Origin of the sequence: Streptomyces sp. NPDC058052, from assembly GCF_042885515.1 — a bacterium.
GTDB lineage: Bacteria > Actinomycetota > Actinomycetes > Streptomycetales > Streptomycetaceae > Streptomyces.
In genome coordinates, this window is the sequence record NZ_JBHVRX010000012.1 from 149,436 (window position 1) to 163,073 (window position 13,638).

Annotated in this window: 10 protein-coding genes; 6 read left to right on the plus strand and 4 right to left on the minus strand. The window is 74.3% G+C overall.

Annotation, left to right across the window (positions count from 1 at the left end; genetic code table 11):
- Positions 1–44 precede the first annotated feature (44 nt).
- Positions 45–3,779 (minus strand): ABC transporter ATP-binding protein, encoded by a 3,735-nt coding sequence (locus ACFVU3_RS18990; RefSeq protein WP_390067489.1) that lies wholly within the window; start codon positions 3,777–3,779, stop codon positions 45–47.
- 155 nt (positions 3,780–3,934) lie between these two features.
- On the opposite strand from ACFVU3_RS18990, the gene ACFVU3_RS18995 reads away from it, so the two are divergent.
- Positions 3,935–4,309: a hypothetical protein gene (locus ACFVU3_RS18995; RefSeq protein WP_390067491.1), complete on the plus strand. Its 375-nt coding sequence runs from the start codon at positions 3,935–3,937 to the stop codon at positions 4,307–4,309.
- Between the two features lie 16 nt (positions 4,310–4,325).
- On the opposite strand, the gene ACFVU3_RS19000 is transcribed toward ACFVU3_RS18995, so the two are convergent.
- Together ACFVU3_RS19000 and speB are read right to left on the minus strand one after the other, a co-directional pair.
- Positions 4,326–6,008, minus strand: coding sequence for a thiamine pyrophosphate-binding protein (locus ACFVU3_RS19000; RefSeq protein WP_390067493.1), 1,683 nt, complete (start codon positions 6,006–6,008; stop codon positions 4,326–4,328).
- 76 nt (positions 6,009–6,084) lie between these two features.
- Positions 6,085–7,050, minus strand: coding sequence for an agmatinase (gene speB, locus ACFVU3_RS19005; RefSeq protein ID WP_390067495.1), 966 nt, complete (start codon positions 7,048–7,050; stop codon positions 6,085–6,087).
- A 124-nt stretch (positions 7,051–7,174) separates the two neighbouring features.
- Between speB and ACFVU3_RS19010 the strand changes: the two genes are divergently transcribed.
- Positions 7,175–8,587, plus strand: coding sequence for a PucR family transcriptional regulator ligand-binding domain-containing protein (locus tag ACFVU3_RS19010; RefSeq protein WP_390067596.1), 1,413 nt, complete (start codon positions 7,175–7,177; stop codon positions 8,585–8,587).
- Between the two features lie 8 nt (positions 8,588–8,595).
- Here ACFVU3_RS19010 and ACFVU3_RS19015 read toward each other — a convergent pair whose 3' ends face one another.
- The gene (locus ACFVU3_RS19015) at positions 8,596–9,201 is read right to left on the minus strand and encodes a hypothetical protein (protein ID WP_390067497.1); all 606 of its coding nucleotides are present in this window, start codon (positions 9,199–9,201) and stop codon (positions 8,596–8,598) included.
- A gap of 164 nt (positions 9,202–9,365) precedes the next feature.
- Here ACFVU3_RS19015 and ACFVU3_RS19020 point away from each other — a divergent pair, with 164 nt between their 5' ends.
- The 4 genes from ACFVU3_RS19020 to ACFVU3_RS19035 all read left to right on the plus strand — a co-directional run bounded on the left by ACFVU3_RS19020 (position 9,366) and on the right by ACFVU3_RS19035 (position 13,620).
- Entirely contained in the window at positions 9,366–10,556 is a 1,191-nt protein-coding gene (locus tag ACFVU3_RS19020; protein WP_390067498.1) for a helix-turn-helix domain-containing protein, read from the plus strand.
- A gap of 76 nt (positions 10,557–10,632) precedes the next feature.
- Positions 10,633–11,790 carry an acyl-CoA dehydrogenase family protein gene (locus ACFVU3_RS19025; RefSeq protein ID WP_390067500.1) on the plus strand — a complete coding sequence of 386 codons (1,158 nt, stop codon included), beginning with the start codon at positions 10,633–10,635 and terminating at the stop codon, positions 11,788–11,790.
- Complete coding sequence (locus ACFVU3_RS19030; RefSeq protein WP_390067502.1) at positions 11,791–12,663, plus strand: acyl-CoA thioesterase; 873 nt, start codon at positions 11,791–11,793, stop codon at positions 12,661–12,663.
- Between the two features lie 21 nt (positions 12,664–12,684).
- Entirely contained in the window at positions 12,685–13,620 is a 936-nt protein-coding gene (locus ACFVU3_RS19035; protein ID WP_390067504.1) for a cation diffusion facilitator family transporter, read from the plus strand.
- Positions 13,621–13,638: the final 18 nt, after the last annotated feature.

Genomic DNA, 13,638 nt, shown 5'->3' on the forward strand with positions numbered 1-13,638 from the left:
CGATCCAACCCGTGCCGCCCCGGCCCCGTCATGAGCCCCCGTACTCAGATCGCCGCCGGCTCCTCCTCCGGCTCCGCCTCGCCGATGAAGGTGCGCCACAGGGACGCGTACCGGCCGTCGAGGGCGAGGAGCTCGTCGTGGCTGCCGTCCTCGGCGACCCGGCCGTGGTCCATGACGACCACCCGGTCGGCGCGGGCCGCCGTGGTGAGGCGGTGGGCCACGATGAGGGTCGTGCGGCGGCCGGAGAGGCGCTCGGTGGCGGCGTTCACCTGGGCCTCGGTGGCGAGGTCCAGGGCGGCCGTGGCCTCGTCGAGGAGGAGGACGTCGGGGTCGACCAGCTCGGCCCGGGCCAGGGCGATCAGCTGCCGCTGGCCGGCCGAGAGGTTGCGGCCGCGCTCGGCGACCTCGTGGAGGTAGCCGCCGTCCAGGGTGGCGATCATGTCGTGCGCGCCGGCGGCGCGGGCGGCCGCCTCCACCTCGGCGTCGGTGGCGCCGGGCCGCCCGTAGGCGATGGCGTCGCGGACCGTGCCGGCGAAGAGGTACGCCTCCTGGGGGACGACGCCGAGCCGGTGCCGGTACGAGGTGAGGTCGAGGTCCCTCAGGTCGGCGCCGTCCGCGGTGACCCGGCCCGAGGTCGGGTCGTAGAAGCGGGCGACCAGCTTGACCAGGGTGGACTTGCCCGCGCCGGTCTCGCCGACGAAGGCGACCGTCTGCCCGGCCGGGATCCGCAGGTCGATCCCGGTCAGGGCGGCCTCCTCCGTGCCGTAGGCGAAGGAGACGTCCTCGAAGGCGATCTCGCCGCGGAGCGACAGCACCTCGCGGGGCTCCTCCGCGGCGGCGGTCGACGTCGGCTCCTGGAGCAGCTCCTGCATGCGGCCCAGCGAGACGGCGGCCTGCTGGTAGCCGTCGAAGACCTGGGAGAGCTGCTGGACGGGCGCGAAGAAGAGGTCGATGTAGAGGAGGTAGGCGACGAGGGCGCCGGTGGTGAGGGTGCCGGCCTCGATCCGGTTGGCGCCGACGATCATGACGGCCGCGGCGGCGCCCGAGGAGAGCAGGGTGACGAAGGGGAAGTAGACCGAGATCAGCCACTGCCCGCGCACGCGCGCGTCCCGGTAGGCGTCGCCGCGCTCCGCGAACCGCGCGGCACCCGCCCGCTCCCGGCCGAACGCCTGCACGATCCGCAGGCCGGCGACGGACTCCTGGAGGTCGGCGTTGACGACGCCGATCCGCTCGCGGGCCAGCTCGTACGCCTTCACGCTGGAGCGGCGGAACCAGAAGGTGGCGAGGGCGAGGACCGGCAGGGTCGCGAAGACGACCAGGGCCAGCTGGAGGTCGAGGACCAGCAGCGCCACCATGATCCCGAAGAAGGTGACGACGGAGACGAAGGCGGTGACCAGGCCGGTCTGGAGGAAGGTCGACATCGCGTCGACGTCCGTCGTCATCCGGGTCATGATCCGGCCGGTGAGCTCGCGCTCGTAGTAGTCGAGGCCGAGCCGCTGGAGCTGGGCGAAGATCTTCAGGCGGAGCGCGTACAGGACCCGCTCGCCGGTGCGGCCGGTCATCCGGGTCTCGGCGGTCTGCGCGACCCACTGCACGAGGACGGTGACCAGCGCGAGCGCGGAGGCGGCCCAGACGGCGCCGATCGCCAGCCGGTTCACGCCCTCGTCGATGCCGTGCCGGATGAGGACCGGCAGGAGCAGGCCCGCGCCGGCGTCGAGGGCGACCAGGCCGAGGCTGATGAGGAGCGGCGCGCCGAAGCCGCGCAGCAGCCGGCGGAGCCCGTAGCTCGTCTCCGGCTCCACGGCCCGGGCCTCGTCCACGTCGGGAGTGTCGGCGGCGGGCGGCAGGGCGGCGACGGCGGCGACCAGTTCGGGGGTGGCCCCGGCCGTCTCGGCCGCCCGGTCGGCGGTCTCGTCCCGGACCCACAGGGCGGGGGTGATGCCCCGCTCGGCGTCGAACTCGGCGTCCAGCTCGGCCCGCAGCGAGCCGTCCTCCTCGGGGACGGTGCCGGCCTTCAGGACGTGCCCGGGCGAGACGCCGCCGAGTTCGTCGGGGTCGGTGAGGAGGCGGCGGTAGAGCGCGGAGCGCTCCTCCAGCTCCTCGTGGGTGCCGAGGTCGGCGAGCCGGCCGCCGTCGAGGACGGCGATCCGGTCGGCGAGGCCGAGGGTGGACCGGCGGTGCGCGATGAGCAGCGTCGTCCGGCCCGCCATGACGGCCCGCAGCGCCTCGTGGATCTCGTGCTCGACCTTGGCGTCCACGGCGGAGGTGGCGTCGTCGAGGACGAGGAGGCGAGGGTCGGTGAGGATGGCGCGGGCCAGCGCGACGCGCTGGCGCTGGCCGCCGGAGAGGGTGAGGCCGTGCTCGCCGACCTTGGTGGCGTAGCCGTCCGGGAGTTCGGCGATGAAGCGGTCGGCGCGGGCGGCCCGCGCGGCAGCCTCGATCTGCTCGTCGGTGGCGTCGGCGACGCCGTACGCGATGTTGGCGCGGACGGTGTCGGAGAAGAGGAAGGAGTCCTCGGGGACGAGTCCGATCGCCGCCCGCAGCGACTCCAGGGTCAGCTCGCGGACGTCGTGGCCGCCGACGAGGACGGCGCCGCGGTCCACGTCGTAGAAGCGGGGCAGGAGGAGCGAGACGGTGGACTTGCCGGAGCCGGAGGAGCCGACGAGGGCGACGGTCTCGCCGGCCCGCAGCTCCAGCGAGAAGCCGTCGAGGACGGGCTTCCCGTCGCCGTAGCCGAAGGTGACGCCGTCGAACTCGACCGTGGCGGGGGCGTCGGCCGGCAGTTCCTTGGTGCCGTCCTCGATGGCCGGCTCGGTGTCGATCAGCTCGACGACCCGGTCCACGCCCGCGCGTGCCTGCTGGCCGACGGTGAGGACCATGGCGAGCATCCGGACCGGGCCGACCAGGGAGGCCAGGTAGGCGGAGAAGGCGACGAAGGTGCCGAGGGTGATCTGGCCCCGGTACGCGAGCCAGCCGCCGAGCGCGAGCACGGCGACCTGGCCGAGCGCGGGAACGGCCTGGAGGGCGGGGGTGTAGCGGGAGTTCAGCCGGATGGTCCGCAGCCGCGCGGCGAACAGCCTCCGCCCCGCGTCCCGGATCTTCCCGGTCTCCTGCTCCTCCTGCCCGAAGCCCTTCACGACCCGGACGCCGGTCACGGCCCCGTCGACGACGCCGGCGACCCCGGCGGCCTCCTGCTGGGCGGCCCAGGTGGCCGGGTGGAGCCGGGTGCGGCTCCGCTTGGCGATCCACCACAGGGCGGGGGCGACGGCGAGGGCGACCAGGGTCAGCGGGATCGACAGCCAGGCCATGACGGCCAGCGAGATGAGGAAGAGCAGGATGTTCCCGATCGTCATCGGGAGCATGAAGAGCAGGCCCTGGATGAGCTGGAGGTCGCTGGTGGCGCGGCCGACGACCTGCCCGGTGGACAGCTCGTCCTGGCGCCGCCCGTCGAGCCGCAGGATCGTCCCGTACATGTCGTCGCGGAGGTCGCGCTGCACGTCGAGCGCGAGCCGTCCGCCGTAGTAGCGCCGGACGTAGGTGAGCGCGTAGACGAGCACGGCGGCGCCGAGCAGCAGCCCGGTCCACACGCCCAGGGACCGCGTCCCGGCCCCGATGACGTCGTCGATGATCACCTTGGTGATGAGCGGCACCAGCGCGAGGAGCGCCATGCCGGCCAGCGAGGAGCCGAGCGCGAGCACGACGTCCGCCTTGTACCGCCAGGCGTACGCCCACAGCCGCCGCGCCCACCCCTGTTCCCGTTCCTGCCCCACCACCGCCACGTGGCGCCTCCCGTCCGTCCTGGTCTACCGGAAGGCCACAACGTGCCCGACGTGCGATTTCATCCCGCCGCAACAAAGACCGGGCGGAAGTCCTAGGACCCCCGGCCCCTGGGTAGACAGGCAGGGACATGACCGTACGACGGGGAGGAGGGCCCGTGGGACGGGTCGAGGACGGGACGCCGTACCGGTGGGGACAGCTGTACGGGGCGCTGGTCGCCGTCAGGGGTCTGGCGAGGGGCGGGCGGGTCGTTCCCGCCACCGAGCGGGAGACGAAGGACGCGGCCGGGGCGCCCCGGGGCACGTTCGAGGCGCTGCTGCCGCACCTCGGGATGCAGATCCTCACCGCCCGGCAGAAGGGCGGGAAGGTCGCCGAGGCGACGGCGGCGGCCGTCGCCGACATAGGCCGGCTCGTGCCGCCGGAGCGCATGGCCCTGGGCGGACTCGGCCCGGAGAAGACGGCCGCGTTCCGTCTGGGGTACGCGGAGCGGACCGCCGCCTACCGGAAGGAATGGGAGGACATCGTCGACTGACGTCCTCCCGGGGCGCTCAGAGGTGCGTCGGTTCGAACATCTTCAGGAGGGCCGGGAGGACGACCACCGAGGGGCCGGGGGTCGCGAGGGCCTGGGAGAGGTCGGCCGTCAGGGCTTCGGGGGTGGTGAGGACGGCGGGGACGCCGAAGGACTCGGCGAGGGCGACGAAGTCGGGGCGGGCGAGCTCCGTGCCGGTGGCCTCGCCGAAGGCGTCCGTCATGTACTCGCGCAGGATGCCGTAGCCGCCGTCGTCGACGATCAGCCAGGTGACGTCGAGGCCGTACTGCTTCGCCGTCGCCAGCTCCGCGATCGAGTACATGGCGCCGCCGTCGCCGGAGACCGCGAGGACCGGGGTCGTCGGGTCGGCGACGGCCGCGCCGAGGGCGGCGGGGAAGCCGTAGCCGAGGCCGCCGGCGCCCTGCGCGGAGTGCATCGTGTTGGGGTGGCGGGGGTCGAAGGCGGACCAGGCCCAGTAGGCGAGGATCGTCATGTCCCAGAAGCTGGGGGCGCGGGACGGCAGCGCCTCGCGGACCGACGCCACGATCCGCCGCTCCAGGTCCAGGTCCTGGGCGGCCAGCCGGTCCGCGACCTTGTCCAGGACCGCGCGGACCCGGTCGGGCGCGGTGGCGTCCGTCCGGCCCTCCACCGTCTCCAGGAGCGCCTGGAGGGCGAGCCGGGCGTCCGCGTGGATGCCGAGCGCCGGGTGGTTGGACTCCAGCTTGCCCGCGTCCGCCTCGATCTGGATCACCCGGCCGCGCGGGGCGAAGGTGTGGTAGTTCGAGGACAGCTCGCCGAGGCCGGAGCCGACGACGAGGAGGACGTCGGCGTCCTCCAGGAAGTCGGTGGTGTGCCGGTCCTCCAGCCAGGACTGGAGGGAGAGCGGGTGCTTCCAGGGGAAGGCGCCCTTGCCACCGAAGGTGGTGACCACCGGCGCGTCCAGCCTCTCGGCGAGCGCGAGGAGCTTGCCGGAGGCGTCCGAGCGGACGACGCCGCCGCCGGCGATGATCGCGGGGCGCTCGGCCGTCGACAGGAGGTGGGCGGCGACGGCGGTCAGCTCGGGGCGCGGGACGACGTCCTCGGGGGTGGCGTCCATGGCCGTGACCACCGGGAGGGTGGTCTCCGCGAGGAGCACGTCCTGCGGGATCTCGACCCAGACGGGGCCGTGCGGGGCGGTGAGCGCCGACTCCCAGGCCGCGGCGATCGCGGACGGGATCTGGGAGTGCGTACGGACCGTGTGGACGGACTTCACGACGTCCCGGAAGCTGGCCCGCTGGTCGCGGAGCTCGTGGAGGTAGCCGTGCCGGCCGCCGCCGAGCCCGGCGGCGGGGATCTGGCTGCCGATGGCGAGGACCGGCGCGGAGGCGGCGGCGGCCTCCTGGAGCGCGGCGAGCGACATGAGGGCGCCGGGGCCGGTGGAGAGGAGCAGCGGCGCGGCCTCGCCGGTGACGCGGCCGTAGGCGTCGGCGGCGAAGCCGGCGTTGTTCTCGACGCGGAGACCGACGTACGTCAGCGCCGAGCGGCGCAGGGCGTCGAACATGCCCAGGGCGTGCTGGCCGGGGAGGCCGAAGACCGTCGTGGCGCCGAGGCCGGTGAGGGTCTCGACGACGAGGTCGCCGCCGGTGCGTCCCGCGGGCGGGTTCAGCGCGGCCTCGATCTGGGCGGCGGTCGGTCGCAGGACCAGGTCGTGGTCGTGGGTCATGGCGGGGTCCCCTGGGCGTCGTGGTCGGTCGTGCGCGAGGGGTGCCCGTCCCGGGCGGGCCGGGCACCCCCGGGAATTATCGGCTCGCCGCGATCTGGCGGCTCATGATCGTCGTCAGCTCGTACGCGGTGTGCGAGGCGGCGACGGCCGTGATCTCGGCGTGGTCGTAGGCCGGGGCGACCTCCACGACGTCGGCGGAGACCAGGTTGCAGGAGGACAGGCCGCGCAGGATCTCCAGGAGCTCGCGCGAGGTCATGCCGCCCGCCTCGGGGGTGCCGGTGCCGGGGGCGTGGGCCGGGTCGAGGCAGTCGATGTCGATCGAGATGTACAGCGGACGGTTTCCGATGCGCTGGCGCAGCTGGTCGGCGACCTCGTCGGCGCCGCGACGGTAGATGTCGGCCGAGGTGACGATGCCGAAGCCCATCTTCTCGTCGTCGGTGAGGTCCTGCTTGCCGTAGAGCGGGCCGCGCGTACCGACGTGGGAGAGCGCCTCGGTGTCGAGGATGCCCTCCTCGACGGCGCGGCGGAACGGGGTGCCGTGGGTGTACTCGGCGCCGAAGTAGGTGTCCCAGGTGTCCAGGTGGGCGTCGAAGTGGAGCAGGGCGACGGGGCCGTGCTTCTTGGCGACCGAGCGGAGCAGCGGGAGGGCGATGGTGTGGTCGCCGCCGAGGGTCATCATGCGGGCGCCGGTGCCGAGGAGCTCGTCGGCGGCGGCCTCGACGGTCTCGACGGCCTCGTTGATGTTGAACGGGTTGACGGCGATGTCGCCGCCGTCGGCGACCTGCGCGAGGGCGAACGGGGAGGCGTCCTGCGCCGGGTTGTACGGGCGCAGCAGGCGGGACGCCTCGCGGATCGCGTTGCCGCCGAAGCGGGCGCCGGGGCGGTAGGAGACGCCGGAGTCGAAGGGGACGCCGACCACGGCGATGTCGGCGGTGCCGACCTCGTCGAGCCGCGGCAGCCGGGCGAACGTCGCGGGACCGGCGTACCGCGGGACGCGGGACGAGTCGATCGGGCCGCGCGGGGTGCTCTGGTCGCTGCTCATGGTCGGTGCCTCCTGGGCTGTCGTCGGGGTGCGGCTCGACCGTAAATCGCCCGGAAGCCACATTGAAGTGTACTTTTCCTCCACTGAAGGGGCCGGAGATGTACGAAGGGACCATGCCGTGACGCTGTCGCAGCCGCTCGCCACTCCCCCGGCGCCGCCGGTGCCGCTCGCCGCGCTGCTCGCCCGCCGGGAGCTGGGGCTGCGGCTGCTCGCCGGGCCCGGCGACGTGGCGCTGCACTGGGTGCACACCTCGGAGATGGCCGACCCCTATCCGTACCTGCTCGGCGGCGAGCTGCTCATGACGGCGGGCGTGCAGCTGACGGACCCGGCGCGGTACGTGGAGCGGGTGGTGGAGGCGGGGGCGGCGGCGCTCGGCTTCGGGGTGACGCCCGTGTACGACACGGTGCCGGAGGAGCTGGTCGAGGCGTGCGTCCGGCACGGTCTGCCGCTGATCGAGGTGCCGCCCAGGACGCCGTTCACGGCGGTGGCGCGGGCGCTGTGGCGGCTGATGGCGGAGGCGCGGCTGCACGAGCTGCGGCGGGTGACGGAGGCGCAGCAGTCGCTGGCGACGGCCGCGGCCCGTCCGGCGCCGGTCCCGGCGGTGCTGGGGGCGCTGGCCTCCCGGCTGGGCGGCCGGGCGGTGCTGTTCGGCGCGGACGGCACGGAGTCGGCGGCGGCCGGCCGGAACCCGGGGGCGGAGGCGGAGCGGGCGCTGGCGGAGCTCGCGGGGGTGGTCGGACCCCGGCCGGGCGGTCCGGCGTCGGCGAGCGGGGAGGGCGGCGGGCTGAAGCTCGCGGCGTACGCGCTCGGCGGCGGCGACGGGCTCACGCTCGGGGTGGCGACGGAGCGGCGCGACCCGGGCGACTACACGGTGGCGGGCGTGGCGGTGGTGCTGCTGTCGCTGCTCACGGCCCCGCACCGGGCCGCCGACGTGTCGGTGCGGGACGCGGCGCTGACGAGGCTGCTGCTCGGCGCCCCGGTGGCGGAGGCGGCGGCGTCCCTCTCCCCCGGCCCGTGGACGGTGGTGCACGCGCGGGGCGGCGACGGCACCCCGTTCGCGGCGGCGACGCTGGCGGCGGCGCTGGGCACGGACCTGGTGGAGGCGGGCGAGACGGTACGGCTCCTGCTGGCGCCGGGGGCGGTGGCGACCGCGCAGCCGGGCTGGACGCTCGGCGTGAGCGCCCCCGCCGCCCCCGACGGCCTGCCGGCGGCGGACGCCCAGGCCGGGCGGGCGCTGCGCCGGGCGGAGGCGAGCCGGGCGCCCCTGGTGCGGCACCGCGCGAACGGCCTGGCGGGTCTGGTGGACCCGGCCGAGGCCGCCGCGCACGCCCGCGAGCTGCTCGCCCCCCTCAGCGAGCCGCAGCGGGAGACGCTCCGCGCCTGGCTGTCCCTGCACGGCAGCTGGGACCGCACGGCCGCCGCGCTGGGCGTCCACCGCAACACGGTCCGGCAGCGGATCGCCCGCTGCGCGGTCCTCCTCGACCGCGACCTGGACGACGCGGACGTGCGGATGGAGCTGTGGTTCGCGCTCCGGTGAGGGCGGGGTCAGTACAGCTTGTTGACGGCGGTCTTCGTCGTCGTCTTGAAGGCGGTCAGCGGGGCGTCCTTGAGGTCGCCCATCTGGCCCCAGCGGACGAGGGTGACGGTGCGGCCGTCGCGGCCGACGGAGAAGAGGTGGATGTCGGTGTTGCCGACCTGCGGGTCGGCGGTGTCCAGGCTGTAGACCCAGGCGCCCTCCTCGACGGCGAGCTTGCCGTGGAAGGCGCTGACGGCCTTCAGGCCCGGGTTCTGCCGCTCCAGCAGGGGGCCGCAGCCGGCGAGGGACTTGCGGAGGGTGTCGACCAGCTTCACGGCGTCGGCCTCGGTGCGGGCGACGGTGGTGACCTGGACGCCGTTGGTGTCGAGCTCGGTGGTGAACTCGCGGTAGCGGGTGTTCTGCGCCGGGATCTTGTACGGGGCGCAGAGGACGCCGCCGTTCTCCGGGACGCCGCTGAAGATCTGGGTGGCGGTCCACGGCGTCGACGACGGCGGCATCTGGGAGGCCGCGAGGAAGGCGGGCTGGGCGGCCGCCTGCGCCGGGCCGGCGGCGAGGGCCGCGAGGCCCAGGGCGGCGGCGGCGGTGGCGGCGAGTGCGGTACGGAGCTTGTTCATGGTGGTGGATCCCCCGTCGGGTCGTTCGGTCAGTGCTCCCACCAGCGTCGGGCCCGGGCCCGCCTCCGGCAACGGTGACGCGCCCACCACCCGTCCCGGAACCATTCCACCCCCGCTGACGTGCAAGGACGTGAAGCGTGGGACGCAGGGGCGAGGGGGACGGAATGCCGAAGGACGCCGCCGTCGAGGAGTTCGCGCGGCTCGTGCGCGGACTGAAGGCGCGGGACGGGCGGAGTTTCGAGGCGCTGGGCCGGCGCCTGAACGTCAGCGCGTCCACCCTCCACCGCTACTGCTCCGGCGCGACCGTGCCGGAGGAGTTCGCCGTGGTCGACCGCCTCGCCCTGCTGTGCGGGGCGGACGAGGAGGAGCGGCGGGCCCTGGAGGCGGCCTGGACCCGCGCGGACGGCGTCCGCCGCCCTCCGGCGCCGGTTCCCGGGCCCGCCCCGAGCCCTGCGCCGGAGCCGGCGCCCGAGACCGGGACCGTCCCCGACCCGGAGCCCGAGCCCGAGGCCGGGACCAGGACCGTCCCCGACCCGAAGCCGGAGCCCGGACCGGACCGCGTGCACGCGCGCGTGCCGGGCCTCCCGTCCGCGCGACGGCGCCGCCGGTGGGGGCGGGTGGGCCTGGTCGGCGGGGCGCTGGCGGTCATCGGGGCGGTGACGCTCGGAGCCGTACTCCTTCCCGGGAGGGCGCGGGAGCGGGAGGCACCGGCGCCTCCGCCGCTGACCTGGACCGTCGCCTCGCACCTCTGGGCGAACGGGTGCGGGCACACCTACCTCGCGGAGCGGACGCCCCCTCCCCCGCCCGAGGCGGCCGACGCGCGGCGCTGGGCGACGGCGCAGGGGGCCGTGCACGGCGGGGAGACGCTGGTGCGGGTGTCGGTGCAGGGGAAGGGCGCGGCGGCGGTGGTGCTCCAGGGGCTGCACGTGCGGGTGGTGGAGCGGGGGACGCCGCTGCCGTGGGCGGGGTACCGGATGGACGACGGGTGCGGCGGGGCGGTGACGCCGCGCCGCTTCGAGGTGGACCTGGACCGGCCGAGGCCGGTGGCGCGGGCGCTGGACGGGTACGACGCCTCCGGGGAGGAGGGCCGGACGCTTCCGGCGGTCTCCTTCCCGTACGCGGTCACCGCCGCCGATCCGGAGGAGCTGCTGGTCTCGGCGCGGACGGCGGGGTGCGACTGCCGCTGGTACCTGGAACTGGAGTGGAGCTCGGAGGGACGGCGGGGCACGGTGCGGATCGGGGACGAGGCGGGGGCGCCCTTCCGGACGAGCGGGGTGCGGGGGCGGCCCGTGTACGGGTACGACTCGGTGGGGAGGGCCTGGATCACAGGCGAGGAGTCTGGACAGGGTGGGTGACCGCTGGGTAACTTCGGAGACGACAGCCTGAGCAAGCGCTTAGACAACTGGCCCGCACACCCGGAGGAGTCGCACCGTGCGCCGTACCGTATTCGACGAGGACCACGAGGCGTTCCGGGAGACCATCCGGGCCTTCATCGAGGCCGAGGTCGTCCCCGTCTACGACGAGTGGTTCGCCGCCGGCCAGGCGCCGCGCGACTTCTACTACAAGCTCGGCGAGCTGGGCATCTTCGGCATCAACGTGCCGGAGGAGTTCGGCGGCGCCGGTCTCGACACCCACAAGTTCGAGGCCGTCCTCTACGAGGAGACCTCCCGCGCCGGCGTGCAGTTCGGCGGCTCCGGCGTGCACGTGCTGCTCGCCCTGCCGTACATCAAGATGCTCGCCACCGGCGACCAGAAGAAGCGCTACCTGCCGAAGTTCGTCTCCGGCGAGGAGATGTGGGCCCTCGCGATGACCGAGCCGGGCACCGGCTCCGACGTCGCGGGCATGAAGACCACCGCCAAGCTCTCCGAGGACGGCACCCACTACGTCCTCAACGGCGCCAAGACCTTCATCACCGGCGGCGTCCACGCCGACCGCGTGATCGTCTGCGCCCGCACCTCCGCGCCGTCCGAGGACGACCGCCGCTTCGGCATCTCGCTCTTCGCCGTCGACACCAAGTCCGAGGGCTACTCCATCGGCCGCAAGCTCGACAAGCTCGGCCTGAAGACCTCCGACACCGCCGAGCTGGCCTTCGTCGACGTCAAGGTCCCCGTCGAGGACCTGCTCGGCGAGGAGGGCAAGGGCTTCTACTACCTCGGCCACAACCTCGCCTCCGAGCGCTGGGGCATCGCCTTCGGCGCCTACGCCCAGGCCAAGGCCGCGGTCCGCTTCGCCCAGCAGTACGTGCAGGAGCGCACCGTCTTCGGCAAGCCGGTCGCCCACTTCCAGAACACCAAGTTCGAGCTGGCCGCCTGCCAGGCCGAGGTGGACGCCGCCGAGGCCGTCGCCGACCGCGCCCTGGAGGCCCTGGACGCGGGCGAGCTGACGCCGGCCGAGGCCGCGAGCGCCAAGCTCTTCTGCACCGAGGTCGCCCACCGCGTCATCGACCGCTGCCTCCAGCTGCACGGCGGCTACGGCTACATGAACGAGTACCCGATCGCCCGCCTGTACGCCGACAACCGCGTCAACCGCATCTACGGCGGCACCAGCGAGATCATGAAGTCGATCATCGCGAAGAGCATGGGCCTGTAAGTGCCCGAAGCGCCTTCCGCACTGGATGACCTGCTCGCTCTGCTCGACCTGGAGCGGATCGAGCAGGACATCTTCCGGGGACAGTCCCGGTCCGCGATCGTCCCCCGCGTCTTCGGCGGCCAGGTGGCCGCCCAGGCGATGGTGGCGGCGGGCCGGACCGTCCCCGCCGATCGGCTCGCCCACTCCCTGCACGCGTACTTCCTCGTGCCGGGCGACCCGGGCGCGCCGATCGTCTACGAGGTCGACCGGATCCGCGACGGCCGCTCCTTCACCACCCGCCGGGTCGTCGCGATCCAGCACGGGCAGCCGATCTTCCACCTCTCCGCCTCCTTCCAGGCGCACGAGGAGGGGCTCGACCACCAGGACGCGATGCCGGCCGCGCCCGACCCGGAGTCGCTCCCGACCGCCGAGGAGATGCTCCCCCTTCACCTGCCGGAGGCCGTGGCCCGCCGGCTCGTCGAGGCCCGCGCCGCCGTCGACCTGCGCTACGCCGAGACCCCGCCCTGGGGCTCCGTCGGGGAGCCGCGCGAGCCGCGCTCGCAGGTCTGGTTCCGCACCCACGGCAAGCTGGCCGACGACCCCCTGCTCCACGTCGTCCTCGCCACGTACGTCTCCGACATGACGCTGCTCGACTCGGTGCTGCTCGCCCACGGACGGGGCGGCTGGGCCGTCGGCGACGTGGTCGGCGCCTCCCTCGACCACGCCATGTGGTTCCACCGGCCCTTCCGGGCCGACGAGTGGCTCCTCTACGACCAGGAGTCGCCGTCCTCCTCCGGCGGGCGCGGCCTCGGCCAGGCCAAGATCTGGACCCGGGACGGGCGCCTGGCGATCTCCGTCATCCAGGAGGGTGTCGTTCGCGTCCCGCGCCGCTGACCGGACGTACCGTCCGATGCCATGACGGATGAGGATGTCAGGTCCGACAACGGCGAGAGCACCTTCACGGTGATCGTGGCGGCGGGCGCGAACCTCGGGATCGCGGTCGCCAAGGCCGTCGCCGGCGTCATCAGCGGATCGAGCGCGATGCTGTCGGAGGCCGCCCACTCGGTCGCCGACACGGTCACCGAGGCCATGCTGCTCACCGCGCTGAAGCGGAGCGAGAAGCCCGCCGACGAGGACCATCCCGTCGGGCACGCGGGCGAGCGGTACGTGTGGGCGATGCTCGCCGCCGTCGCCACCTTCGTCGGCGGCGCGGTCTTCGCGATCTACGACGGCATCCACACCCTCACCCACGGCGAGGAGCTCGGCGACCCGCTCGTCTCCTACATCGTCCTCGCCGTCTCCTTCGTCCTGGAGGGCTTCTCCCTGCGGACCGGCGTCCGGCAGGTGAAGGCCGAGGCGGAACGGATGCGGGCGCCGTTCGCCCAGTACCTGCGGCTGACGCCGGACACCACCGTGAAGGCGGTGGTCCTGGAGGACTCCGCCGCCCTCGCCGGCCTGATGCTCGCCGCGGGCGGCCTGCTCGGCGGCCAGATCACCGGCTCCGGCGTCTGGGACGGCGTCGCCTCGATCCTCATCGGCTGTCTGCTCGTGTACGTGGCCTGGACGCTGGGCCACGCCAACGCCCAGCTCCTCATCGGCCGCCCGCTGCCGCGCCCCATGCGGGTGGAGGTGCGGGAGGAACTGCTCGGCGTCCCGCACGTGGTGGACGTGCTGGACCTCGTGACCCTGATCCAGGGGCCCGGCGAGGTGCTGATCGCCGCGAAGATCGACTTCCGGGACGCGGTGTCGGCGGCCGAGGTCGAGCGGGCCTGCGAGCAGGCGGAGGCCCGGCTGCGGGCCCGCTTCCCCTCGGTCCGCCGCGTCTACCTGGACCCGACGCCGGGTCCCTAGGCGCTGTCCGGAGGGTCC

Excerpts from the sequence above, each read along its gene's own strand:
- ACFVU3_RS19000 (WP_390067493.1), bottom strand. The coding sequence starts at position 6,008 with ATGACCCACGACCACGACCTGGTCCTGCGACCGACCGCCGCCCAGATC.
- speB (WP_390067495.1), bottom strand. The coding sequence starts at position 7,050 with ATGAGCAGCGACCAGAGCACCCCGCGCGGCCCGATCGACTCGTCCCGC.
- ACFVU3_RS19015 (WP_390067497.1), bottom strand. The coding sequence starts at position 9,201 with ATGAACAAGCTCCGTACCGCACTCGCCGCCACCGCCGCCGCCGCCCTG.
- ACFVU3_RS19020 (WP_390067498.1), top strand. The coding sequence starts at position 9,366 with ATGCCGAAGGACGCCGCCGTCGAGGAGTTCGCGCGGCTCGTGCGCGGA.
- ACFVU3_RS19035 (WP_390067504.1), top strand. The coding sequence starts at position 12,685 with ATGACGGATGAGGATGTCAGGTCCGACAACGGCGAGAGCACCTTCACG.